This is a genomic window from Sinomonas terricola (genome assembly GCF_034931225.1).
In the GTDB taxonomy this organism is placed as follows: Bacteria; Actinomycetota; Actinomycetes; order Actinomycetales; family Micrococcaceae; genus Sinomonas; species Sinomonas terricola.
The window spans coordinates 47,839-70,231 of the sequence record NZ_JAYGGQ010000018.1; the positions used below are offsets into that span (position 1 = coordinate 47,839).

Here is a 22,393-nt window from a genome sequence, read left to right on the forward strand (position 1 = left end):
CCACAGTAGGCCCTCATCGGCCCGTGCGGGAGCGGCGGGACTGCCGTCAGTCAGAGCTCGTCGAGCAGGCGTCGGGCCACGTCGTCGGGCGACGGCGTCGCAGCCACTTCCGCGGCGAGCCGCCGCGCCGCACTGCGATGCTCGCCGTTGCCGAGCAGCCGGCCGACGGCCTCGGCGACGCCGTCGACGTCGAGCCCCGCCGAGCCCGAAATGCCCACGCCCGCCCGCTCGATGGCCTCCGCATTGAAGAATTGGTCGGCGCCCTGCGGAACGACGAGCTGGGGGATGCCGTGCTCGATCGCCGCGAGCATCGTGCCCGAGCCCCCGTGGTGCACGATCGCGTCGAGCGTCGGCAGGATGGCCGCCTGCGGGACGAAGCGGTGCACACGCACCGTGTCCGGCACGTCGCCGAGGGCCGCGGGATCGCCCTCGGGCCCGCACGCGACGACGACCTCCGCGCCCGTGCGCGCCGCGCCGAGCACGGCCGTGCGGAGGGCGTCCACGGCGCCGAAGGAGACGGTCCCGAGCGTCACGAACACCCGCGGCCGCCCGTCCACGTGAGGCGCGAGCAGCGACGGGTCCGTCTGGGGTGCCGCCTCGCTCCACGCCGTCGTCCGCACGGGAATGCGCGGCTCGGGCGTCGACTCCGCGAGGGTCTGGAGCCCCGCCGGGAACGGGTCGACATATCCGCCGGCCTCGAAGCCAATGGACGCGCCGGCGACCTGCCATGGCTTCCTCGCGTCGTCCCCGTTCGCGGCCCGGGCGACCGCGGGGAGGCTCCCGAAGAACGGGGACCATTGGGTGATGCCGAACGCGAGCGTGCGGGCGCCGGCCTCGTCCGCGACGAGCTTCGCCGCGGGGAACATCGCCTCGTAGATCACGAGGTCGGGCGGTTCCGCGGCCCACTGCTCGCGGAGCACGGGCGCCGCGTGGCGCGAGATGACGTTCCCGAAGAACGAGGGCACCCAGCGCTCGCGGAAGTTCTCCTTGACCTCCGGGAACGTCGCCATGACCTCGGCGGTCACGTCGCCGATCGTCGCCCCCTCGGGAAAGCCCAGCCGCGTGGGGAAGTCGAGGCGACCGTGGAACGGCGTGCCGACGGCCACGTGCACGTCCGCGCCCGCGCGCTGCAGGGCGAAAGCGAGAGGCATGAGCGGGTAGAGGTGGCCGTAGGCGGGTGCGGAGGCGAGGGCGATTCTGGGGCGGGTCATGGCTCCTGCTCGGCTTCGTCGGGGGGCGGGTGAAGGGCTACTTGAGGAACTTCGACGTCGTCCGGTCGGCGAGGATCTTCCCGCCGGTCTGGCACGTCGGGCAGTACTGGAGCGCGCTGTCGGAGAACGTGACCTCCCGGATCGTGTCCCCGCACACGGGGCACGCCTCGCCCGTCCTGCGGTGCACGCGCATGCTCGCGCGCTTCTCGTCCTTGAGATCCTCGGGCGGCCGCCCGACCGCCTCGGCCGTCGCTCCCTCGAGGGTCTCGCGGAGGGCGGTGTACAGCCGTGCCGTCTCCTCGTCGTCGAGCGTCGACGCGACCGCGAACGGCGAGAGCTTCGCGACATGGAGGATCTCGTCGCTGTACGCGTTGCCGATCCCCGCGATGATCTTCTGGTTCCGCAGGAGCCCCTTGATCTGCTGGCGCTTGTTCAGCAGTGAGCGGAACTTCTCGAGCGTGAATTCGTCCTCGAGCGGCTCGGGCCCGAGCTCCGCGATCGGGGGGATGTCCTCGAGCCTCCGGACGATCCACACCGCGAGCCTCTTCCAGGTCCCCGCCTCGGTGAGGTCGACACCCGTCGTCTGCTCGCCACGCACGAAGCCGAAGCGCGCGGCGACGTAGCCTTTGCCGCGCGGCGGCGCCGGGTCAGGCAGCTTGTCGAGCACGCGCACCCATCCGCCGAGCGCGAGGTGGACGACGACGTGAAGGCGGCCTGCGCCGTCGTCCGCCCCTGCGCCTTCAGCAGAGGCGGGCGAGACAGTAAGGACGACGTACTTGCCGCGTCTCCCCACGGATTCGACCTGCCGCCCGACGAGCTCGGTGTAAGGCGGGTCAGCCGTCTTGAGGGCGTGGAAAGCGGGGAAGTAGACGCGGTCGAGGGTCGCGCCTGCGAGGCGGCCGTCGAGGAACGCGGCGAGGGCTGTGACCTCTGGAAGCTCGGGCATGGCTGCCTTTCGTCCGCACTCGATGCAGGCTCCCCACAGGCACCCGGGTGCTTCCCGGAGGAACCTCGCTCGTCAAGACCCATCGTGGCAGAAAATGCTCCCCGGGGCAGCGCAAGCCTTGTGCCTATACTTTCAGCGGCATGGCCTCGGGCACCGCCCCGGCCCTCACGACCACGAAAGGCGAGCCCCATGAGCAACGTCCCCGCCGACCTCTCCTACACGGCCGAGCACGAGTGGATCTCGAAGGCAGACGGCCAAGGCGTCGTGCGCGTCGGAATCACTGATTTCGCCCAGGACGCCCTCGGCGATGTCGTGTATGTCCAGATGCCGGAGGTCGGCACCGACGTGGCCGCGAACGCCGTCGTCGGGGAGGTCGAGTCGACCAAGAGCGTGAGCGACATCTATGCCCCGGTGAGCGGCACGGTTGTGGCCCGCAACGAGGCGCTCGACGCCGATCCGGCCCTCGTGAACTCGGACCCCTACGGCGAGGGCTGGCTCATCGACGTCCAGCTCAAGGACGCCTCGGAGGTCGACGATCTGCTCAGTGCATCGCAGTACGAACAGCAGGTAGGGTAGACGACGGGGGAAGATCGAAGAGGAGGAATGATGGGGAGCGAGGAGCGTCGCGGGTCCGACGCCGGGGAAGCCACGCAGCGCAACATCTCGGCGTCGGAGACGACGTCGATTCATTTGCCGCCGCTTGTCCGGGAACCGACGACTGCCCGCCAGCTCACGTCTGAGGAGGCCGCGGCGATCGCTGCCCTCCCGCGCAGTTCTGCCCTCCTCATCGCCCACTCGGGCCCCAACGCGGGAGCCCGCTTCCTGCTCGACTCCGATACGACGACGGCGGGCCGGCACCCGAATGCCGACATCTTCCTCGACGACGTCACGGTCTCGCGCCGCCATGCGGAGTTCCGGCGGACGCCCGACGGCGGCTTCGAGGTCGTCGACGCGGGAAGCCTCAACGGCACGTACGTGAACCACGACCGCGTCGACAGCGTCGTGCTGCGCACGGGCTCCGAGGTTCAGATTGGCAAATTCCGGCTCACGTTCTACTTGAGCCCTGCGTCGAGCTCGGCGAGGCACACCGCCTAGGGGGCGCGCATGGCACTCGCTCATCCGGAGCGCAGAGGGACGTCCTCCCTCAACATCGGTGAAGTGCTCGCCGCGCTCGCCGAGGAGTTCCCGAGCATGACGGCGTCCAAGATCCGATTTCTCGAGGAGAAGGGGCTCATCTCGCCCCAGCGCACCCCCGCGGGCTATCGGCAGTACGGCGAGGGCGACGTCGAGCGACTCCGGTTCGTGCTCGCCCTCCAGCGGGATCAGTACCTCCCGCTCAAGGTCATCAAGGACTATCTCGACGCGATCGATCGGGGCGAGCGCCCTGAGAACGTGCCCGGCGGCCTTACGCTCGCACCGCGTGCCGTGAATGACGACGTCGCGGCCGAGCTCGGGGGAAACCGCGCCCGTTCGCTTTCGGAGGAGCAGCTTCGGGCCGAGTCCGGCGCAAGCGCGACCCTGGTCGAGACCCTCGTGAGCTACGGTCTGATCGCGTCGGAGAACGGCCGCTTCGACGAGCACGCGCTCCAGGTCGCGCGGGCGTGCGTCCAGCTCGAGTCCCACGGCATCGAGCCGCGGCACCTCGGGCCCTTCCGTGCGGCTGCGGAGCGCGAGTTCGGGCTGGTCGAGCGAGCGGTGGCCCCGGTCGCGTCGCGGCGCGACGAGGCGTCGAGGGCGCGCACCGCTGAAACCGCACGTGAGATCAGCGATCTGTGCCTCACGCTGCACAGGGCTCTTGTGCACGGCCGGATCTCAAGGATGGAGGGGTGATGATCGAAGTCGAGGTTGTCGGTGTCCGCATCGAACTTCCGTCCAACCAGCCCCTCGTGCTCCTCCGGGAGAAGCACGGGGAACGTCACCTTCCGATCTGGATCGGCACGGCCGAGGCGAGCGCCATCGCCCTCGCGCAACAGCACGTCGTCCCGCCGCGGCCGCTCACGCACGATCTCCTCGTGAACGTCGTCCATGGCCTCGGGCGCCAAGTGGTGAGCGCAACGATCGTCGCCGTCCAGGACAGCGTGTTCTACGCCCAGCTCGGCTTCGACGACGGAACCGTCATCGAGTCCCGGGCTTCGGACGCCCTTGCCGTCGCGCTGCGCGTCAACTGCCACATCTGGTGCGCGGACGCGGTGCTCGAGGAGGCGGGCGTCCAGCTCGCCGAGGGCAGCGAGGAGGGCACCGAGGAGGCCGCCCCGAGCTCGGACGAGGAAGAGAGCGAGATGCGCCGATTCCGCGAGTTCCTCGCCGACGTCGAGCCCGAGGACTTCGACGAGTAGCCCGACACGGCTGCGCTCGAGGCCGGGGTCTTTGATTTCGGTTCGGCTCCCCTCTAACGTCGTGGGTGGACGCTCCCATTGCATCCCCGGCTGGCGCGGGCGACACTTGAAGGTGCACTGACGGCTGTAATTACAGTGCTGCGCTTCAATCGCCTCCCTCTCCTGGGCGGTGCGGCATCCCCCAGGGGAGCGAGAGAAGGAGGGTGACGTGAGTCCCAAGGGCGAGTCGGGAAAGCTACGCCATATCAGCGGCCCCGGCGCTGATGTCCCGGTCGGCGAGCAGGGCCTGTTGTTCAACGAGGACCTGCCCGTGCTCGACGAGGAGGCAGGCTACCGTGGCCCCACCGCGTGCAAGGCGGCTGGCATCACGTACCGGCAGCTTGACTACTGGGCGCGCACGGGTCTCGTCGAGCCGACGGTGCGCGGGGCGGCCGGAAGCGGCTCCCAGCGGCTGTACGGCTTCCGCGACATTCTCGTGCTCAAGGTCGTGAAGCGCCTCCTCGACACGGGCGTCTCCCTCCAGCAGATCCGCATTGCTGTGGGCCACCTCCGCGAGCGGGGCGTCGATGACCTCGCGCAGATTACCCTCATGAGCGACGGCGCCTCGGTCTACGAATGCACGTCGGCCGACGAGGTGATCGACCTCGTCCAGGGCGGGCAAGGCGTGTTCGGCATCGCCGTCGGGCGCGTGTGGCGCGAAGTCGAGGGCAGCCTCGCAGAGCTTCCGAGCGAGCACGCCGAGGACCAGACTTTTCCGGGCGACGAGCTGAGCCGACGTCGCGCCGCCCGCAAGACGGGCTGAGTACGGACGACGACGGCGCAGCTCGCCGACGTGCGAAAGGGCACCCCGCGTGGGGTGCCCTTTTCCGTGGGCTCAGCTTCCGTGGCTCAGCGCGCGGCGCGCGGGCGGAACTCGCGGCTCTGCTTGATGACTTCGGCGAGGAGCTGATCGTAGAGCGCGGCCGTGCTGCGAGCCGCTTCTCCCGGCCAGTGGTGTACGGAGTGCGCGGCGCCTTGGATCTGCTGCCAGTTCGCGAGCTCGGGGATGGTCGGCGCGAGCATGAGCGGGCCGAACATCTGTTTCATCTCCTCGAGCCGGTACGTGTGCTCGGTCGACGAGGGGCGAACCCGGTTGGCGATGATTCCCGCGGGCGCGAGCTTCGGCGCGAACTCTTGGCGGAAGACCTGGATCGCGCGCATAGTGCGTTCGGTTCCGGCCACGGAGAAGAGGCCTGGCTCGGCAACGAGCAGCACGCGGTTGCTCGCGGTCCACGCCATGCGGGTGAGCCCGTTGAGCGAGGGCGGGCAGTCGATGAGCACGAGTTCGTAGCCATCGATGCCGTCGAGGACGGCGGCGAGCCGCTTGAGGTCCCGGCGGCCGAGGTCCGGGCGGTCGTAGACGCTGCTGAGCGAGCCGCCGAACGCGACGTCGAGCACGCGGTTCTTCGTTCCGTCGAGGGCTGCTGCGCGGTTCACCCAGGTGCTTCCCACGACGTTGTCGGCGAGCCGTGCCCGGCGAGGGGCCTTGAGCAGGCGAGCGACCTCGAGCTTGCCGTCGGCGGCCACACCCAGGGCGGTCGAGGCATCAGCATGGGGATCGAGGTCGACGACGAGGGTCGGAATGCCGGCGGCGAGGGCCGCCGATGCCAGGCCCGTGGTCACAGACGTCTTCCCGACCCCGCCTTTGAGGCTGCTGATGCTGACTACTTGCACTGGAGAATCCACTACCTATCCGCTGGCCGACTCCCCACCATCTTAGTGGCCATCGGGCGCAGCTTCGGCCGGGCCCGGGGCGCGGCGGAGGGCTTACGTTACTCGATCTTTTGCGCGTGATTCCGGCCACAGCGGGTTGAGTTGGTAGTTTTCTCGCATAGAGACTAGGCACCACCTAGCCAGACCCCTCAGTGCCCCTATCAGGAGTCGACGTGTTCTCGAAAATTCTGGTAGCCAACCGCGGTGAGATCGCCATCCGTGCTTTCCGCGCCGGCTACGAACTTGGTGCCAAGACAGTCGCTGTCTTCCCTTATGAAGACCGCAACTCGATCCACCGCCAGAAGGCGGACGAGGCCTATCTCATCGGCGAGGAAGGCCACCCGGTCCGCGCGTACCTCGATATCGAGGAGATCATCCGCGTCGCCAAGGAAGCCGGCGCGGATGCCATCTACCCGGGATACGGCTTCCTTTCGGAGAATCAGGGGCTCGCCCGCGCCGCGGCGGAAGCGGGCATCACGTTCGTGGGCCCGCCGGCCGAGGTGCTCGAGCTCGCTGGCCACAAGGTCCACGCCCTCGAGGCCGCCCGCAAGGCCGGGATCCCCGTCCTCAGATCAAGCGCTCCGAGCGCGGACGCCGAGGAACTCCTCGCGGAGGCGGACGCGATCGGCTTCCCGATCTTCGTCAAGGCCGTTGCGGGCGGCGGCGGGCGCGGCATGCGCCGCGTCGACACGCGCGAAGCGCTCCCCGAGGCCCTCAACGCGGCCATGCGCGAGGCGGACGCCGCGTTCGGGGATCCGACCGTGTTCCTCGAGCAGGCCGTGCTGCGTCCGCGGCACATCGAGGTCCAGGTGCTCGCGGACGCCGAAGGCAACGTCGTGCACCTCTTCGAGCGCGACTGCTCGCTTCAGCGCCGCCACCAGAAGGTCATCGAGATCGCGCCCGCGCCGCAGCTCGACGACTCGATCCGCGAGGCGCTCTACGCGGACGCCGTGAAGTTCGCGAAGGCCCTCGGCTACGTCAACGCCGGCACCGTCGAGTTCCTCGTCGACACCGTGGGCGAGCGCGCGGGCAAGCACGTGTTCATCGAGATGAACCCGCGCATCCAGGTCGAGCACACGGTCACGGAGGAGGTCACCGACGTTGACCTCGTGCAGGCCCAGCTCCGCATCGCCTCGGGGGAGACACTCGCCGATCTCGGCCTCACCCAGGACTCGATCCAGCTCAAGGGCGCGGCCCTCCAGTGCCGCATCACGACGGAGGACCCGGCCAACGGCTTCCGCCCCGACGTCGGGAAGATCACTGGCTACCGCTCGGCCGGCGGCGCGGGCGTGCGGCTCGACGGCGGCACGGTGTACCAGGGCGCGGAGATCAGCCCGCACTTCGACTCGATGCTCGTCAAGCTCACGTGCCGCGGCCGCGACTACGCGACCGCGGTCAAGCGCGCGCGCCGCGCCCTCGCCGAGTTCCGCATCCGCGGCGTCTCGACGAACATCCCGTTCCTGCAGGCCGTGCTCGACGACCCGGCATTCGTCGCGGGCAACGTCGCGACGTCGTTCATCGACGAGCGCCCCGAGCTGCTCCGCGCGCGCAGCTCGGCGGACCGCGGAACGAAGCTCCTCTCGTGGCTCGCCGACGTCACGGTCAACAGGCCCAACGGTGAGCTCACCGTCCACGCCGACCCGCGGGCCAAGCTGCCCGCGGTTGATCCCGCGACGGCGCCGGCGGGGTCGCGCCAGCGGCTCCTCGAGCTCGGGCCTGAAGGCTTTGCGAAGGCGCTGCGCGAGCAGACGGCTGTGGCCGTGACCGATACGACGTTCCGCGATGCGCACCAGTCGCTCCTCGCGACCCGCGTCCGCACGCGGGACCTCGTCGCGGCCGGCCCTGCTGTCTCGGTCCTCACTCCGCAGCTCCTCTCGGTCGAGGCCTGGGGCGGCGCGACCTACGACGTCGCGCTGCGCTTCCTCGGCGAGGACCCGTGGCAGCGCCTCGCGGCACTCCGCAAGGCCATTCCGAACGTGTGCCTCCAGATGCTGCTGCGCGGCCGCAACACGGTCGGCTACACGCCCTACCCGGAGGAGGTCACGGACGCCTTCGTCAAGGAGGCCGCCGAGACCGGGATCGACATCTTCCGGATCTTCGACGCGCTCAACGACGTGAACCAGATGGCCCCGGCCATCCGGGCTGTGCGCGCGACGGGCACCGCGGTCGCCGAGGTCGCGCTGTGCTACACGGGCGATCTCCTTGATCCGAACGAATCGCTCTACACGCTCGACTACTACCTCGAGCTCGCCCAGAAGATCGTCGACGCCGGTGCTCACATCCTCGCAATCAAGGACATGGCGGGCCTCCTCCGCCCGGCCGCCGCCGCGAAGCTCGTCTCGGCGCTGCGGGAGCGCTTCGACCTCCCGGTGCACCTGCACACCCACGACACGGCGGGCGGTCAGCTCGGGACGCTCCTGGCCGCGATCGATGCAGGGGTCGACGCCGTCGACGTCGCCTCGGCGGCGCTCGCCGGCACGACGAGCCAGCCCCCGGCGTCGGCTCTCATCGCTTCGCTCGCGCACACGCCGCGGGATCCGGGGATCTCGCTCGAATCCGTGAGCGCGCTCGAGCCGTACTGGGAGGCCGTGCGGCGGGTCTATGCGCCGTTCGAGTCGGGTCTCCCGGGGCCGACTGGGCGCGTCTACCGCCACGAGATCCCGGGCGGCCAGCTCTCGAACCTGCGCCAGCAGGCCATCGCGCTCGGCCTCGGCGAGCGGTTCGAGGCCATCGAGGACATGTACACGGCGGCGGACCGGATCCTCGGCCGCCTCGTGAAGGTCACGCCGTCGTCGAAGGTCGTCGGCGATCTCGCGCTGCATCTCGTGGGCCTCAACGCGGATCCGAAGGACTTCCAGGAGAACCCGCAGAAGTACGACATCCCCGACTCCGTGATCGGCTTCCTGAGCGGCGAGCTCGGCGACCCGCCCGGCGGCTGGCCCGAGCCGTTCCGCACGAAGGCCCTCCAAGGCCGCAACGTCAAGGTCCGCGAGGAGACCCTGAGCCCCGAGGACTCGGAGGCGCTGCGCGGCGATTCGGCGACGCGCCGCGCGACGCTCAACCGGCTCCTGTTCCCCGGCCCGACCAAGGACTACCTCGCGAGCCGCGAGACGTACGGGAATCTCGCCGTCCTCGACACGCGGGACTACCTCTACGGATTCCAGCGCGGCAAGGAGCACGTCATCGAGCTCGAGAAGGGCGTCCGCCTCATCGCCCAGCTCGAAGCCGTCTCCGAGCCGGACGAGAAGGGCATGCGCACGGTCCTCGCGCTCCTCAACGGCCAGTCGCGGCCCGTCTCGGTGCGCGACCGGTCCGTCGAGAGCAACGTCAAGCTGGCTGAGAAGGCGGATCCCTCCAATCCCGGCCACGTCGCCGCTCCGTTCGCCGGCGCTGTAACGGTGACGGCCAAGGAGGGCGACGTCGTCAAGGCCGGGGACACGATCGCGACGATCGAGGCCATGAAGATGGAGGCGTCCATCACGACGCCGACCGCGGGTACCGTTTCCCGGATCGTCATGAGCGGCGTCCAGCAGGTCCAGGGCGGGGATCTCCTGCTCGTCGTGTCGGCGTCCTGACGCGCGAGAAGGGCACCCCCTGACGGGAAGCGGCTACACTGGCAGCGATCGCAGGCCGGGGCGGCGGAGCACAAGCGCCGCCGCCCCGGTCGCGTTTGACCTTCACGTCCGCGTGAGTGACGAGCCAGAGCGGGAGCTATGACCGAGGACAAGATCCAGCAGCACGACGCCGAGTCCGGCGCCGGCGTCGAGGCCGTGGCCGACGCAGAGGATGAGGCACGCGTCGCCCCCTCGGAGCACGAGGAGGAGCCGCAGGACTCCGGGGGAGAGCCCGCCGTCGACGTTGCGGACGCTGACTCTGCCGACCCTTCGAACGACGATGGAGAGCCGGTGCACGACGGCGAGCCCACGCACGACGGCGACGTTCCGGCCGACGAGCCCAGCGCTCCGGTCGAGGTGGTCACCGTGAGCGACGCGCAGGATCGCTCGTCCGCCGGCTCGCTGGCTGCCCTCACGATGCCGCAGCCCGTCCTCGCTCCCATCGTGCCGCCGGAGCCGGTCCGCCCGCCGACGGGCTACGTGCTCCGGGCGCCCCTCACAGCCGCCGAGGTTCCCGCAGACGGCCAGGCGACCGTCGGCGATCGGCCCGCCTTCGACGTCGGGGGTGCCCCGGCGGACCCTGATGATGCGGCCGAGCACCTCGCCGCAGACGAACACCGCGACGAGGCCGTGAGCGAGCGGCGCGTCCGTCCTGCCGGGCCTGAGCCGGCGTCGTCCCTCACCTCCGACCGCCTCATCGAGAAGACCGCCGCGCCTCCCGTCGGCGGGTGGCGGCTGTGGCTCTACAAGCTCACGTTCGGCTACGTCAACGTGGGCGACTCCGACGCGGTGCGGATCCAGAGGGCCCTCGAACACCGCATCGCCACGCGTCTCGGCGATCGGACGCGCTTCGTGCCGGTCCTGTCGCGCAAGGGCGGAGTCGGCAAGACGACCGTCACGACGCTTCTCGGCATGGCCCTCGCAGGCCTGCGCGAGGACCGTGTCATTGCGCTCGACGCGAATCCCGACCGCGGCACGCTGTCGGACCGGAACCCGGGCCGCGCGAACTTCACGGCGCGCAACCTCGTCAAGGAGCGCTTCAACGTCGATTCCTTCGCGCAGCTCTCCGCGTACACGGCCCGCGAGGGTTCGCGGCTCGATGTCCTCGCCTCCGATGCGGACCCCATGGTGGCGGACGCGTTCGACGACGGCGACTACCGCGCCGTGACGGAGGTCCTGGGCCGCTACTACTCGATTGTGCTCACGGACTCAGGCACGGGCATGGTCCACTCCGTCATGAGGGGAACGCTCGACAAGGCCGACGCGGTCGTCCTCGTCTCCGGCGGAAGCGTCGACGAGGCGAGGCTCGCCTCTGAGACGCTCTCGTGGCTCGAGGCGCATGGCCGGGACGATCTCGTGAGGAAGGCGATCGTCGTCATCAACATGGCCGCGGGGGACGGGACGCGGGTGGATGTCGACGAGATCGAGGAGCACTTCCGCACCCGCGTGGCGCACGTGCTCCGCATACCGCACGATCGCCATCTCGCCGAGGGCTCTCAGATCGAGTTCCGCAAGCTGCGCCCCGCGACGCGCCAGGCGGCCGACGAGCTCGCCGCCCTCGTGGTCGACGAGCTCGTCGGCTGACTCCGGTCAGACGACTGAAGGCTTCGGCGCCGCGTAGATCTCTTCGACGACGCTGCCGAAATCGGCCATGACCTTCGCGCGCTTGACCTTGAGGGACGGCGTGAGGTGCCCGGACTCCTCCGTGAAGTCCGTGGGGACGACGCGGAAGGCCTTGATGGCCTCGGCCTTGGACACCGAGCTGTTGGCGCGGTCGACCACCGATTGGACGTGCTCGAGGACGAGTCCGTTGGCCGCGGCCTCGGCGAGGCTCATCGGCGGTTGGCCGTGCCGGTCGAGCCAGCCCGGAAGCGCCTCCTCGTCGAGCGTCACGAGCGCCGCGATGAACGGCCGCCCTTCGCCGACGACGACAACCTGGGAGACGAGGGCGTCCGCGCGGATCTGATCCTCGAGCTGCGCGGGCGCCACGTTCTTGCCTCCGGCCGTGACGATGATCTCCTTCTTGCGGCCCGTGATGGCGATGAAGCCGTCCGCGTCGAGTTCGCCGATGTCGCCCGTGTGGAACCAGCCGTCCGTGAAGGTCTCCGCCTGGAGCTCGGGGAGGTTGTAGTAGCCGCGCATGACGCACACGCCCTTGGCGAGGATCTCGCCGTCGTCCGCGATGCGCACGGCGTTGCCGGGCAGCGGTGCGCCGACGGTTCCGATCTTGACGAGCGACGGCGTGTTGACGCTGATCGGCGCCGTGGTCTCTGTGAGCCCATAGCCTTCGAGCACGAGGAGGCCGATCCCGTGGAAGAAGTGGCCGAGGCGCTTCCCGAGGGGCCCGCCGCCCGAGACGGCGTAGCGGATGTGCCCTCCCATGGCTGCGCGGAGCTTGCGGTACACGAGGGCGTCGAAGAGCAGGTGCCGGAGTCGGAGCGCCGCGCCGGGCCGCCCGCCGTCGTCATGGGCCGCCGACCAGGCGATGGCCGTCTCTGCGGCCGCGTGGAAGATCTTGCCCTTGCCCTCGTTCTCGGCCTTGGTCGAGGCCGAGTTGTAGACCTTCTCGAACACGCGCGGCACGGCGAGAATGAACGTCGGCTGGAAGCTCTGGAGATCCGGCAGGAGGTTCTTGATGTCCGGGGTGTGGCCCACCTGGACGCCCGCGGCGACGGCGAGCACGGAGATGAATCGCGCGAACACGTGCGCGAGGGGGAGGAACATGATCGTCTTCGCACCCGTGGCGAAGACCTCGCTCACTGCGGCGATCGCGTTCTCGGAGAGCCCCACGAAGTTGCCGTGCGTGAGCTCGCATCCCTTGGGCCGGCCGAGGGTGCCCGAGGTGTAGATGATCGTGGCGAGGGAGTCGAGGGTGGCGGCCGAGCGGCGGGCCTCGAGCTCGTCGTCGCCCACGGCGGTGCCGGCGGTGCGCAGGACGTCGAGGCCCGCGGGCGTCATCTGCCACACGTTCGTGACGCCGAGGCCTTCGGAATCGACCGCGACGCGGATCGCGTCTTCGTGCTGGGCGGTCTCGCCGAACGCCGCAATCGCACCCGAGTTGCCGAGGTTCCACGCGATCTGGGAGGGCGAGGAGGTCTCGTAGATCGGTACGGAGACACCGCCCGCGAACCAGATCGCGAAGTCGACGAGCGCCCACTCGTAGCACGTGCGTGCCATGATCCCGATCCGGTCGCCCGCGCCGATGCCGCTCGCGATGAGGCCCTTGGCGATCCGCTCGACGTCGGCGCGGAACTCCTTCGCGCGGATGTCCTGCCACGCGCCCGCGGCGTCGCGGCGCGCGAAGAGGGCGGGGTTTGACGGCTTCTCGGCCTGCTCGACGACGAAGTCGGTGATGTTCTGTGCGACGGCGTGGGGGACGAGGGGCGGGACGATCTTCTCGCGCACGATGACTCCTTTGCTGTGCCCTCGTTCGGCGGTGCCTTCGAGGGTGCGTACCTCAACCATAGCCAAGCGCGCGGTGCTGTGGCCTGCGCCACGTTGCGAAAGCTACTGGCGAGTAACTTTACGCGAACGGCGGCGGCTTCGCCACCGGCGCTGCCTAGACTGGGGCGGTGCCCACGCCTCGACGCCACTTCCCGCCCCGCCGCCCTGCTGGACCTCGGCTCCGCCGCCGCGGGCTCGCGATCGGGATCGACATCGGCGGCACGAAGGTCGCTGCCGGCGTCGTCGATGCAGAGGGGCATATCCTCCGCGAGGCCCGCCGGGCCACGCCCGGATCCCAGCCGCGCGAGGTCGAGCGGGTCATCGTCGAACTCGTCGACGAGCTGAGCTCCGACTACCGCATCTCCTCTGTCGGCATCGGGGCTGCGGGCTGGATGGACCTCGAGGGCGGAACTGTGCTCTTCAGCCCGCATCTCGCGTGGCGCAACGAGCCGCTCCGCGACAACCTCGAGCGCCTCCTGCGCCGGCGGGTGCTCCTCACGAACGACGCCGACGCGGCCGCGTGGGCCGAATGGCGGTTCGGCGCAGGGCGTGGGGAGCCGCGCCTCGTGTGCATCACGCTCGGCACGGGCATCGGCGGCGCGATGGTCCTGGGAGGCCGCCTCGAGCGGGGACGCTACGGCGTCGCGGGCGAGTTCGGGCACCAGATCATCATGCCGGGCGGCCACCGGTGCGAGTGCGGCAACCGCGGCTGCTGGGAGCAGTACGCGTCGGGCAACGCGCTGGGGCGGGAGGCACGCGAGCTCGCGAGGGCCAATTCTCCCGTCGCCCAGGAGCTCATCAAGGCCGTCGAGGGGGATATCGAAGCGATCACGGGTGCGGTGGTCACCGAGCTCGCGCGCGACGGCGACCCGACCTCGCGAGAGCTTCTCGAGGACGTGGGGGAGTGGCTTGGCCTCGGGCTCGCGAACCTCGCGGCGGCGCTCGACCCGGGAACCTTTGTGGTGGGCGGAGGGCTCTGCGACGCGGGCGAGCTCCTGCTCGATCCCGCGCGGCGTGCGTTCGCGCGCAACCTCACGGGCCGCGGGTTCCGTCCCGCGGCGCGTATCGAGCGGGCCGCGCTCGGGCCCCGCGCGGGACTCATCGGCGCGGCAGATCTCTCGCGCGTGAATCGGGTGGCCGGGTGGGGGCGATGAGAGCGGTGGGTGCGACGAGCGCGGACGGGCAGGGCGCTAGAGCCGCGCTCCGTCGTCGTCCTCGTCCTTGTCCCGCGGGAGCCGCATGATGAGGAAGCCCACCGAGGCGATGAACGCGGCGACGAGGCCGGCGATCGCGTAGCCGGGAATGCCGCGCCAGAAGAGCGCCGAGAGGAGCAGCGCGACGGGCGCGCCCAGTGCCCCCACCCACGCGATGACCGACGCCGGGTCGGCACCCGCGAGAACGGGCTCGGGCTCCTCGGGAACGAACTCGCCGTCGCCCTCGGCCTCCTCATAGTCCCGCGGGCCCTGCTGCGGCGTGCTCAGCCCGAGCGGGTCGAACTCCCCGAAGGCGCGCGGGCGGTCGGCGGCGTCGGCCCTCTCGGCGGGAGGAGTCGCGGCGGCGCGCTCGGCGGCCGAGGGCTCGAGCGGGGCGGGGCCGAACTCCTCGTCGTCCCAGCCCGGTCCGCCGTGCGGATCGCCCGCACGGAGCCTCGCAACGAGATCCCGCCAGACGTCGTCGTCGGCCTCGTGGTCGGCGCGATCGGGGTCCGGCCTGCTGTTCATGCGGGCTCCTCCGTGCGGACGGGGGCGGTGACGGGCTCGCTGTCCGAATCGGTTCCCGTGACTTCGTGGAAGAAGGCGGCCGAGCGCGAGAAGATCGTCTCGGCGTCGTTGTCGAGCGTCGCCACGTGGTAGCTGTCGCGCAGCCGGATGAGGCGGATGTCCCCGCCGCCGTAGTGGCGCGCGATCGCCGCGACGCTCCGCTCGCTCGTCACCGTGTGGTCGACGGTCGAGCGGAACACCTGCAGAGGGGCCGTCGCCCGCGGGAGCAGCGCCACGGTGTCGCGGAAGAGGAGCTTCAGTTCGTGGGCCGCGGCGACGGGAACCCGGTTGTAGGCGTGCTCGTCCTGGCCAGGCCGCTTGATGTCGTTGCCGAGCGCGGGCACAGAGCGCATGGCGTAGCGGATGATTGCGGAAACGTGGGAGCGGGGGTCGTCGATGACGAGCCCGGGGTTGACGACCGAGACGCCGGCCACCGGGTGAAGCGCCGCAAGTCGGAGGGCGAGCGCGCCGCCCATCGAGAGTCCCGCCGCGACGACGGTCGAGCACTCCCGCGCAAGCTCGAGGTATGCCGCCTCGTAGGCGTCGTACCACTCGTGCCACGTGCGCGTCGCGAGATCCTCCCATGTGGTGCCGTGCCCCGGGAGGAGCGGTGTCACGACCCGGAAGCCTTCGTGGCGCAGGGCTTCGGCCCATGGGACCACGCTCGGGAGGCTGCCCGTGAAACCGTGGCTCAGGGCGACGCCGACCGGCGCCGTGACGCTCTTCATGTCATGCATTATGCCCCGACAGCACGCTCCGTGGATTGGGCGGCGCATCTCTCGAAGAATTCTGCCGTGCGCTCGACGATCAGCGGGGCCTCGACGTCGCGCGTCGCGACGTGCGCGCTCGCGTGGAGCGGCACAAAGTCGATTTCGTGGCTTCCCGCGCGCGCGAGGATCCGGCGGATCGACGACGGCGGGACCACCGGGTCGACGTCAGACTTGAACGCGATGAGCGGCGCCTTGACCCTCGGGAGTGATCGCTCGGCGGCGGCGAAGAGGAGCTTGAGCTCGTGGACCGCGGCCAGAGGAGTGCGTGTGTAGTCGCCTTCGTCGCCGACCGGTGCGGGCGCGTCCGGCTCGTCGATCGGGTCGGTCGTGCGCTGTACGAGGCGGATGGCGCGGATGTAGCGCACGCGCCAGTCGTAGAAGCCGAGGCCCGGATTGACGACGGCGACTCCCGCAACCGGGAGGCGCGAGGCGGCCCGGAGCGCGATCGCGCCGCCCATCGAAAGCCCCGCGACGAAGAGGAAATCGGTCCGCGCGGCAACACGCTCGCACGCCGCCTCGAAGCAGTCGGCCCACTCGCGCCACCGCCGGCTCTCCAGATCCTCCCAGTCCGTCCCGTGGCCCGGGAGGAGCGGCACCTCGACGTCGAAGCCCCGTGCCGCGAGCCCTTCGGCCCACGGTGCGACGGAGGAGGGGGTGCCGGAGAAGCCATGGCACATGGCGACGCCCCAGCGCGGTCCCGGCGTCTCGGCATGCACGACCATTCACTTATCGTGGCATTCCCGAGCGAACAGTGCACGCCGATTCCCACCCGCGGGGCCCCGGCGTCACTAGAGTGAAGGCAGCAGCATGCTCCTGGACGCACGTCGACGGAAGGCAAGCGTTGATCTACAGGGCTCTCAAACTGATTTTCATCGGACCGATCGTCAAGCTCCTGTTCAGGCCCTGGGTCAAGGGGCGTGACAACGTGCCGGACACCGGCGCGGCCATCCTCGCCTCGAACCACCTCTCTTTCTCCGATTCGATCTTCATGCCGCTCATGGTCAAGCGGCCCGTCGTGTTCCTGGCGAAACAGGAGTACTTCACGGGGGTCGGCATCAAGGGGTGGCTCACGGCGATGTTCTTCCGCCTCACGAACCAGCTGCCCATGGACAGGTCGGGCGGCGAGGCCTCGGCTCAGTCGCTCGTCGCGGGCGCCGACGTACTCCGCAACGGAGGGCTCCTCGGGATCTACCCCGAGGGCACGCGCTCGCCGGACGCACGCCTGTACCGGGGCAAGGTCGGCGTGGCGCGCCTTGCGCTCGAGACACGAGTGCCGGTGGTTCCGGTCGCGATGATCGGCACCGACAAGGTTCAGCCGATCGGCCAGCGGTTTCCGACGATCCGCCGTGTGGGCGTGATCTTCGGCCGCCCGATCGATTTCTCGGAGTATTACGAGGGCGCCGCAGACCGCGCCGTGCAGCGCGTCGTGACGGACCGAATCATGCAAGAGCTCCAGCGCCTCTCGGGCCAGGAATACGTGGACATGTACGCCGCGACGGTCAAGGCCCGCCTCGCTGCGGAGCGCGCCGCCGAGCACGGTGGGGAGTCGAAGGGACGTCCCGGAGGCGGCGCGGGCGGCGAGGCGACTGCGGCGGGCGCGTGACCGCCGTCGTCCGCTCTGCCGGCGGCCGCGGCACGTGCGCTCGGGCCTAAGCTAGCCTTGTTCCGTGACTCAACTCTCCACGCCCCCGCCGGCCCCTTTCACGAGCACCTCGCAGAGCGGTGCGGCCGACTATCCGGGGCTCGACGACTGGCGCGGCCTTCCGGTGTCGCAGCAGCCCTCGTGGGCCGATCCGAAGGCGTTCGCCGACTCCGTCGCGGAGCTTTCCGTCCTCCCGCCGCTCGTGTTCGCGGGGGAAGTGGACCTGCTCCGCCACCGCCTCGCCGACGCGGCGCAGGGCCGGGCGTTCCTGCTCCAGGGCGGGGATTGCGCCGAGACGTTCGAGGCCGCGACCGCGGACCGCATCAGCGCTCGCGTGCGGACGATCCTCCAGATGGCCGTCGTGCTCACGTACGGCGCCGCGATGCCCGTCATCAAGATGGGCCGTATGGCGGGGCAGTTCGCGAAGCCGCGCTCGTCGGACACCGAGACGCGCGAGGGCGTCACCCTCCCGGCCTATCGAGGCGACATCGTCAACGGCTACGAGTTCACGCCCGAATCCCGCGCGCACGATCCGCGCCGCATGCTGCAGGCGTACAACACGTCGGCGGCGACCCTCAACCTCATCCGCGCCTTCACGCAGGGCGGGTTCGCCGATCTGCGCCTCGTCCACGCGTGGAATCAGGGCTTCACGAAGAACCCGGCGCACGCGCGCTACGAGTCGCTCGCCCGCGAGATCGATCGCGCGATCACGTTCATGGATTCGTGCGGCGCAGACTTCGAGGCGCTCAAGCGTGTCGAGTTCTTCGCGAGCCACGAGGCCCTTCTGCTCGACTACGAGCGGGCGCTCACGCGCATCGACTCGCGCACGGGGCTCCCGTACGATACGTCGGCGCACTTCCTCTGGATCGGCGAGCGCACGCGCGAGCTCGACCACGCGCACGTCGACTTCCTCTCCCGTGTCCGCAACCCGATCGGTGTCAAGCTCGGCCCCGGGGTTTCGGGCGACGACGCGCTGCGCCTCATCGATCGGCTCGACCCCGATCGCGAACCCGGCCGCCTCACGTTCATCACGCGGATGGGCGCCAAGAACATCCGCGAGAAGCTCCCTCCCGTCGTCGAGAAGGTCACCGCGTCCGGCGCGCAAGTCCTGTGGGTCACGGATCCGATGCACGGCAACACGGTGACGTCGCGCAACGGCTACAAGACGCGGCGCTTCGACGACGTCGTGGATGAGGTCCGCGGCTTCTTCGAGGTCCACCACGGTCTCGGGACCGTCCCGGGCGGCCTGCACATGGAGATGACCGGCGACGACGTCGCCGAATGCCTGGGCGGCTCCGACCCGATCGACGAGGCGGCCTTCGAGGACCGCTATGAGTCGGTATGCGATCCGCGCCTCAACCACATGCAGTCGCTCGAGATGGCGTTCCTCGTCTCGGAGGCGCTGACCCGCCGCTGAGCTGCAGTCCGCCGCCGCGCCCGCCGTCGTCCCCCAGGGGAGGGCGGCGGGCGTTCGCGTCATACGACGGTGAGCGTGATGGTGGACCCCTCGGGGACGTCCTGGTCCACGGGGTCCTGAGCACGGACGGTGCCGAAGAAGCCGCCTAGCACGTTCTGGATCTTGACCGTGAAGCCGAGCTTCTGGAGCGCGTCCTGCGCGGTGCTCACCTGCTGTCCCACGAAGTTGGGAACGTGCACCATGCGCGGCCCCTTGGAGAGCGTGATCGTGACGGTATCGCCCTTGACGAGGTTCTGGCCGGCCGCGGGCGACTGGGCCGAGACCGATCCCGCCGGGACGTTGCGGTCGAAGACCGGGGCGTCCGCGACGGCAGGCTTGAAGCCGGCCGCGGTGAGCGCTGCGACGGCGTCGGCCTGCTTCATCCCGACGACCTTGGGCACCGGGATGGGCTGCGGCCCCTTCGACACTGTGAGCGCGACCGGGGTTCCGTGCTTGACGGGCGTGCCGGCCGTCGGATCCTGCGCCATGACCGAGCCGGCGGGGACGGTGTCGCTGTACGAGTCGGAGACCGTGCCGAGGCGCAGCTTGGCGTCCGCGAGCGAGGCCTTCGCGGCGTCGAGGGTCTTCGAGGTGAGATCTGCGAGCGGGAACAGCTCGGGCCCCTTCGAGACCATGAGCTGCACGCCCTCGAACTTGCGCACCTGGGCGCCTGCGCCGGGCTCGCTCGCGACGATGAGGCCGGACGAAACGCTGTCGTCGAACACGTCGTGCGTCGTGAAGCCGAGGCCGGCCCCCTGAATGAGGGCCTGGGCCTGCGCCACCGTGAGGTTCTTGACGGGCGGGACCGTCGCGAGGGCCCCGGGGCCGAAGCCGAAGAACCACCCGATCGCCGCGGCGAGGAGGGCGAGGACGACGACGACGACGATCCAGATCGCCCCGCGTCGCCTCGGGTTTCCCCGCCCGAGCTGGTGAGTCGGCCGCGCGGCGGCGGCCTTGGCCGCCCGATCGGCCTCTCTTGCCTGCCGTCGCTGTTCGCGCGCGCTCAGTGGCGCCGGAGCCTCGGAAGGAGCGGGCCGCGGCATGACTGCGGTCTGTCCGGACGCGACGGCGGTGATGACCTCGGTTCCCCGCGACAGCGCCTCGGTGCGATCGCCCGAGAGGCGCTCCGTGAGCGACTCGTGGTGATCGAGCGCACCCGTGCGGGCATCGCGGTCGACGGCGGCCCTGTCCGCGGTGCCGGGCGCGCGGTAGTCGAGCTGGGCATCGGTGAGCGATCGGCGGATGTCGCGCACCTCCCCCAGGAGGGCGAGGGCGGTCGGCGGGCGGCCGTCGGGGTCCTTGCGGGTCATCCAGCCCACGAGCTCGTCGAGTTCGGGCGCGAGCCCGGGGGCGATGGCGGACGGCGGCGGCACGTCGTCGTTGACGTGCTGGAACGCCACATGGCTGCGGTCCTCGCCCATGAAGGGAAGCCGGCCCGTGAGCATCTCGAAGAGCATGATGCCCGTCGCGTAGAGATCGCTCCGCGCATCGACGGGGCGCCCCATGAGCATCTCGGGCGAGATGTACTCGGCCGTGCCGAAGAGGCTGTCGGTGATCGACGTCGCCGAGAGGCTCCTGGCGAGGCCGAAGTCGCCGACCTTGACACGCCCGTCGTCGGCGAGCAGGACGTTGGCGGGCTTGACGTCGCGGTGGATGATCCCGGCAGCGTGGGCGGCGGCGAGCCCGTCCACGACGGCGTCGATGAGCGCAAGCGCCTGCTTGGGGGCGAGAGGGCCCTGCTCGTCGAGGAGGTCGCGGAGCGTATGGCCAGGTACATGTTCCATGACGAGGTACAGCAAGCCGCCGTCTTCGCCGCGGTCGAGCATCGAGACGACGTGGGGATGGGAGAGCTGGGCCGCCGCGATGGCCTCGCGCTCGAACCGCTCGGCGAAGCTCCGGTCGCGGCTGAGGTGGGGATGCAGGACCTTGAGCGCGACGCGGCGGCGGAGCGTCGTGTCCATCGCGAGATAGACGGTTGCCATGCCTCCCGTGCCGAGCAGCGAAAGGACCTCGTAGCGCCCGCCGACGGCGCTCCCGACAAGGCCGTCCGTATGCTGTCCGTTCACCCTACGATCCTACCGAGAGAGGCCCCGAGGGCGCGGACGTGCCCGGTCAGCGAAACAGATTCATGTTCGCGTTGATGGCCGCGACGTAGTCCTTCGTGTCGTCGAACATCCCGCGCTTCGCCACGGACGACTGGCCCTGGTAGTAGCCCGCGATGGCAAGGTCCTGGCTCGGACTCGAGGCGAGCAGGGCACGGAGGATCGCGATGCCGGCCGTCGCGTTGTCGCGCGGGTCGAGCGGATTGAGCTTGCGCCCCACGAGGTCCGAGGCCCACTGCGCGGAGGACGGGACGATCTGCATGAGGCCAATCGCGTTGGCGGGGGAGACCGCGCGCTGGCTGAATCCCGACTCGTGGTACGCGAGGGCGAGGGCGAGGGCGGGATCGACGCCCATGCGTCGCGCCGTGTCGGCCACGATCTGCTTGGCCTGTTCGCGATCGGGCACGGGCGAGGCATTGAGGATCCGCTTGTTCTCGTTGGCCGAGGCCACGACGGCGTCCGGGTACGTGAAGCCGAGGAAGCTGCTCCCGACGAGGGGCTTCGCGGGTGCCGCGGAGCTTGGCGTCACGGAGGAGGCCGGAGCGATGGCCGGCGCCGGGAGCTTGAGCGAACGCCCGGCGTAGATGACCGAAGTAAGGCTCAGTCCGTTGGCCGCAAGGAGGTCGCCAAGCGGCACGTGCAGCTTGGACGCGATGCCGTAGAGCGTGTCGCCCGGCTTGATCTGATAGCTCCCGCCGCTCGGTGCCGGGGCCGAGTCTGCGGGGGCGGCGGACGCGGGCGAGATGGAGGGCACTGGGTCGCCCGTGAGCCGGAGCTTCTGGCCCGGGAAGATGAGGGACGACGCCTCGAGGCCGTTGAGCTTGAGGACCTGCTGCCAGTCGAGGCCATACCTCGATGCGATGCCGATGACTGTGTCGCCATTCACCACGGTGTAGTCGGCAGGGGCCGGCGGCGCTGCGGGCACCAAGCTGGGGGCGAGCCGCGAGGGAACCATGGCGGCGATTTCAGAAGCGGGCACGATCTCGGCCTGACGAGCCGAACGGGCCGCCGTGAAGGCCTCCTGGACATGTTCGGGTGCAGGGGCCGCAGCGGCAGGCTGGGCAAGCGCGAGCGACGAGAGGACGACCGCCGGAAGCGTGGCCGTCGTGACAGCGACGGCGGGCAGCTTGGCCTTTGCCGCGGGTTGAGCCGGGCGGTTGGTCGACATAAGAAGTCCTCCGTGTGACGCGTGTGGCTGATGTTATTCAGGTGATCGCATAACACTTGCGATACATATGTGACTGGAGTGAATCTCTCATGGATCCCTCACAAGCACAAGGCGCGGGTGCGCGGATCCCCCTCGCCACCTTGTGCGAGCCCCGACTATGAGCGGCGGCAGAGTCCGTGGCACGCTTGTCGC

Annotated in this window: 19 protein-coding genes; 10 read left to right on the top strand and 9 right to left on the bottom strand. The window is 70.1% G+C overall.

The window, feature by feature from the left end; translation table 11 throughout:
• Positions 1-50: 50 nt before the first annotated feature.
• Complete coding sequence (locus tag SPF06_RS19215; RefSeq protein WP_323280762.1) at positions 51-1,211, bottom strand: glycosyltransferase; 1,161 nt, start codon at positions 1,209-1,211, stop codon at positions 51-53.
• Between the two features lie 37 nt (positions 1,212-1,248).
• Positions 1,249-2,157, bottom strand: a complete 909-nt coding sequence (locus tag SPF06_RS19220; RefSeq protein WP_323280763.1) for an Fpg/Nei family DNA glycosylase — start codon at positions 2,155-2,157, stop codon at positions 1,249-1,251.
• 189 nt (positions 2,158-2,346) lie between these two features.
• On the opposite strand from SPF06_RS19220, the gene gcvH reads away from it, so the two are divergent.
• From gcvH to SPF06_RS19245, 5 genes are all read left to right on the top strand, one after another.
• Positions 2,347-2,733: a glycine cleavage system protein GcvH gene (gene gcvH, locus SPF06_RS19225; RefSeq protein WP_323280764.1), complete on the top strand. Its 387-nt coding sequence runs from the start codon at positions 2,347-2,349 to the stop codon at positions 2,731-2,733.
• A gap of 30 nt (positions 2,734-2,763) precedes the next feature.
• Positions 2,764-3,252 (top strand): FHA domain-containing protein, encoded by a 489-nt coding sequence (locus tag SPF06_RS19230; protein WP_323280810.1) that lies wholly within the window; start codon positions 2,764-2,766, stop codon positions 3,250-3,252.
• Positions 3,253-3,261: 9 nt separating this feature from the next.
• Entirely contained in the window at positions 3,262-3,987 is a 726-nt protein-coding gene (ftsR, locus tag SPF06_RS19235; RefSeq protein WP_323280765.1) for a transcriptional regulator FtsR, read from the top strand.
• Positions 3,987-4,493, top strand: a complete 507-nt coding sequence (locus SPF06_RS19240) for a bifunctional nuclease family protein (protein ID WP_323280811.1) — start codon at positions 3,987-3,989, stop codon at positions 4,491-4,493. Before ftsR ends, SPF06_RS19240 begins: the two co-directional genes overlap by 1 nt.
• 208 nt (positions 4,494-4,701) lie before the next feature.
• Positions 4,702-5,295 (top strand): MerR family transcriptional regulator, encoded by a 594-nt coding sequence (locus SPF06_RS19245; protein WP_323280766.1) that lies wholly within the window; start codon positions 4,702-4,704, stop codon positions 5,293-5,295.
• 86 nt (positions 5,296-5,381) lie between these two features.
• Here SPF06_RS19245 and SPF06_RS19250 read toward each other — a convergent pair whose 3' ends face one another.
• Positions 5,382-6,206 (bottom strand): ParA family protein, encoded by an 825-nt coding sequence (locus tag SPF06_RS19250; protein ID WP_323280767.1) that lies wholly within the window; start codon positions 6,204-6,206, stop codon positions 5,382-5,384.
• Between the two features lie 212 nt (positions 6,207-6,418).
• On the opposite strand from SPF06_RS19250, the gene SPF06_RS19255 reads away from it, so the two are divergent.
• Positions 6,419-9,820, top strand: a complete 3,402-nt coding sequence (locus tag SPF06_RS19255) for a pyruvate carboxylase (protein ID WP_323280768.1) — start codon at positions 6,419-6,421, stop codon at positions 9,818-9,820.
• Positions 9,821-9,958: 138 nt separating this feature from the next.
• Positions 9,959-11,443, top strand: coding sequence for a MinD/ParA family ATP-binding protein (locus SPF06_RS19260; protein ID WP_323280769.1), 1,485 nt, complete (start codon positions 9,959-9,961; stop codon positions 11,441-11,443).
• Positions 11,444-11,449: 6 nt separating this feature from the next.
• On the opposite strand, the gene SPF06_RS19265 is transcribed toward SPF06_RS19260, so the two are convergent.
• Entirely contained in the window at positions 11,450-13,264 is a 1,815-nt protein-coding gene (locus SPF06_RS19265; protein WP_323280770.1) for an AMP-dependent synthetase/ligase, read from the bottom strand.
• A 167-nt stretch (positions 13,265-13,431) separates the two neighbouring features.
• On the opposite strand from SPF06_RS19265, the gene SPF06_RS19270 reads away from it, so the two are divergent.
• Positions 13,432-14,457 (top strand): ROK family glucokinase, encoded by a 1,026-nt coding sequence (locus SPF06_RS19270; RefSeq protein WP_323280771.1) that lies wholly within the window; start codon positions 13,432-13,434, stop codon positions 14,455-14,457.
• Positions 14,458-14,493: 36 nt separating this feature from the next.
• Here the strand turns inward: SPF06_RS19270 and SPF06_RS19275 are convergent, their stop codons facing one another.
• Genes SPF06_RS19275 through SPF06_RS19285 form a run of 3 tightly spaced genes read right to left on the bottom strand, consistent with a single transcriptional unit; the run spans position 14,494 to position 16,555 of the window.
• On the bottom strand, positions 14,494-15,024 hold the full coding sequence (locus SPF06_RS19275) for a hypothetical protein (RefSeq protein WP_323280772.1): 531 nt from the start codon (positions 15,022-15,024) through the stop codon (positions 14,494-14,496).
• Positions 15,021-15,791, bottom strand: a complete 771-nt coding sequence (locus SPF06_RS19280; protein ID WP_323280773.1) for an alpha/beta hydrolase — start codon at positions 15,789-15,791, stop codon at positions 15,021-15,023. Before SPF06_RS19280 ends, SPF06_RS19275 begins: the two co-directional genes overlap by 4 nt.
• Before the next feature lie 8 nt (positions 15,792-15,799).
• Positions 15,800-16,555 carry an alpha/beta hydrolase gene (locus SPF06_RS19285; RefSeq protein WP_323280774.1) on the bottom strand — a complete coding sequence of 252 codons (756 nt, stop codon included), beginning with the start codon at positions 16,553-16,555 and terminating at the stop codon, positions 15,800-15,802.
• 119 nt (positions 16,556-16,674) lie between these two features.
• Between SPF06_RS19285 and SPF06_RS19290 the strand changes: the two genes are divergently transcribed.
• The gene (locus tag SPF06_RS19290) at positions 16,675-17,436 is read left to right on the top strand and encodes a lysophospholipid acyltransferase family protein (protein WP_323280775.1); all 762 of its coding nucleotides are present in this window, start codon (positions 16,675-16,677) and stop codon (positions 17,434-17,436) included.
• A 64-nt stretch (positions 17,437-17,500) separates the two neighbouring features.
• Positions 17,501-18,892: a class II 3-deoxy-7-phosphoheptulonate synthase gene (locus SPF06_RS19295; protein WP_323280776.1), complete on the top strand. Its 1,392-nt coding sequence runs from the start codon at positions 17,501-17,503 to the stop codon at positions 18,890-18,892.
• Between the two features lie 59 nt (positions 18,893-18,951).
• Here SPF06_RS19295 and pknB read toward each other — a convergent pair whose 3' ends face one another.
• Positions 18,952-20,997 (bottom strand): Stk1 family PASTA domain-containing Ser/Thr kinase, encoded by a 2,046-nt coding sequence (gene pknB, locus SPF06_RS19300; protein ID WP_323280777.1) that lies wholly within the window; start codon positions 20,995-20,997, stop codon positions 18,952-18,954.
• 46 nt (positions 20,998-21,043) lie between these two features.
• Positions 21,044-22,201 (bottom strand): lytic transglycosylase, encoded by a 1,158-nt coding sequence (locus SPF06_RS19305; RefSeq protein WP_323280778.1) that lies wholly within the window; start codon positions 22,199-22,201, stop codon positions 21,044-21,046.
• Positions 22,202-22,393: the final 192 nt, after the last annotated feature.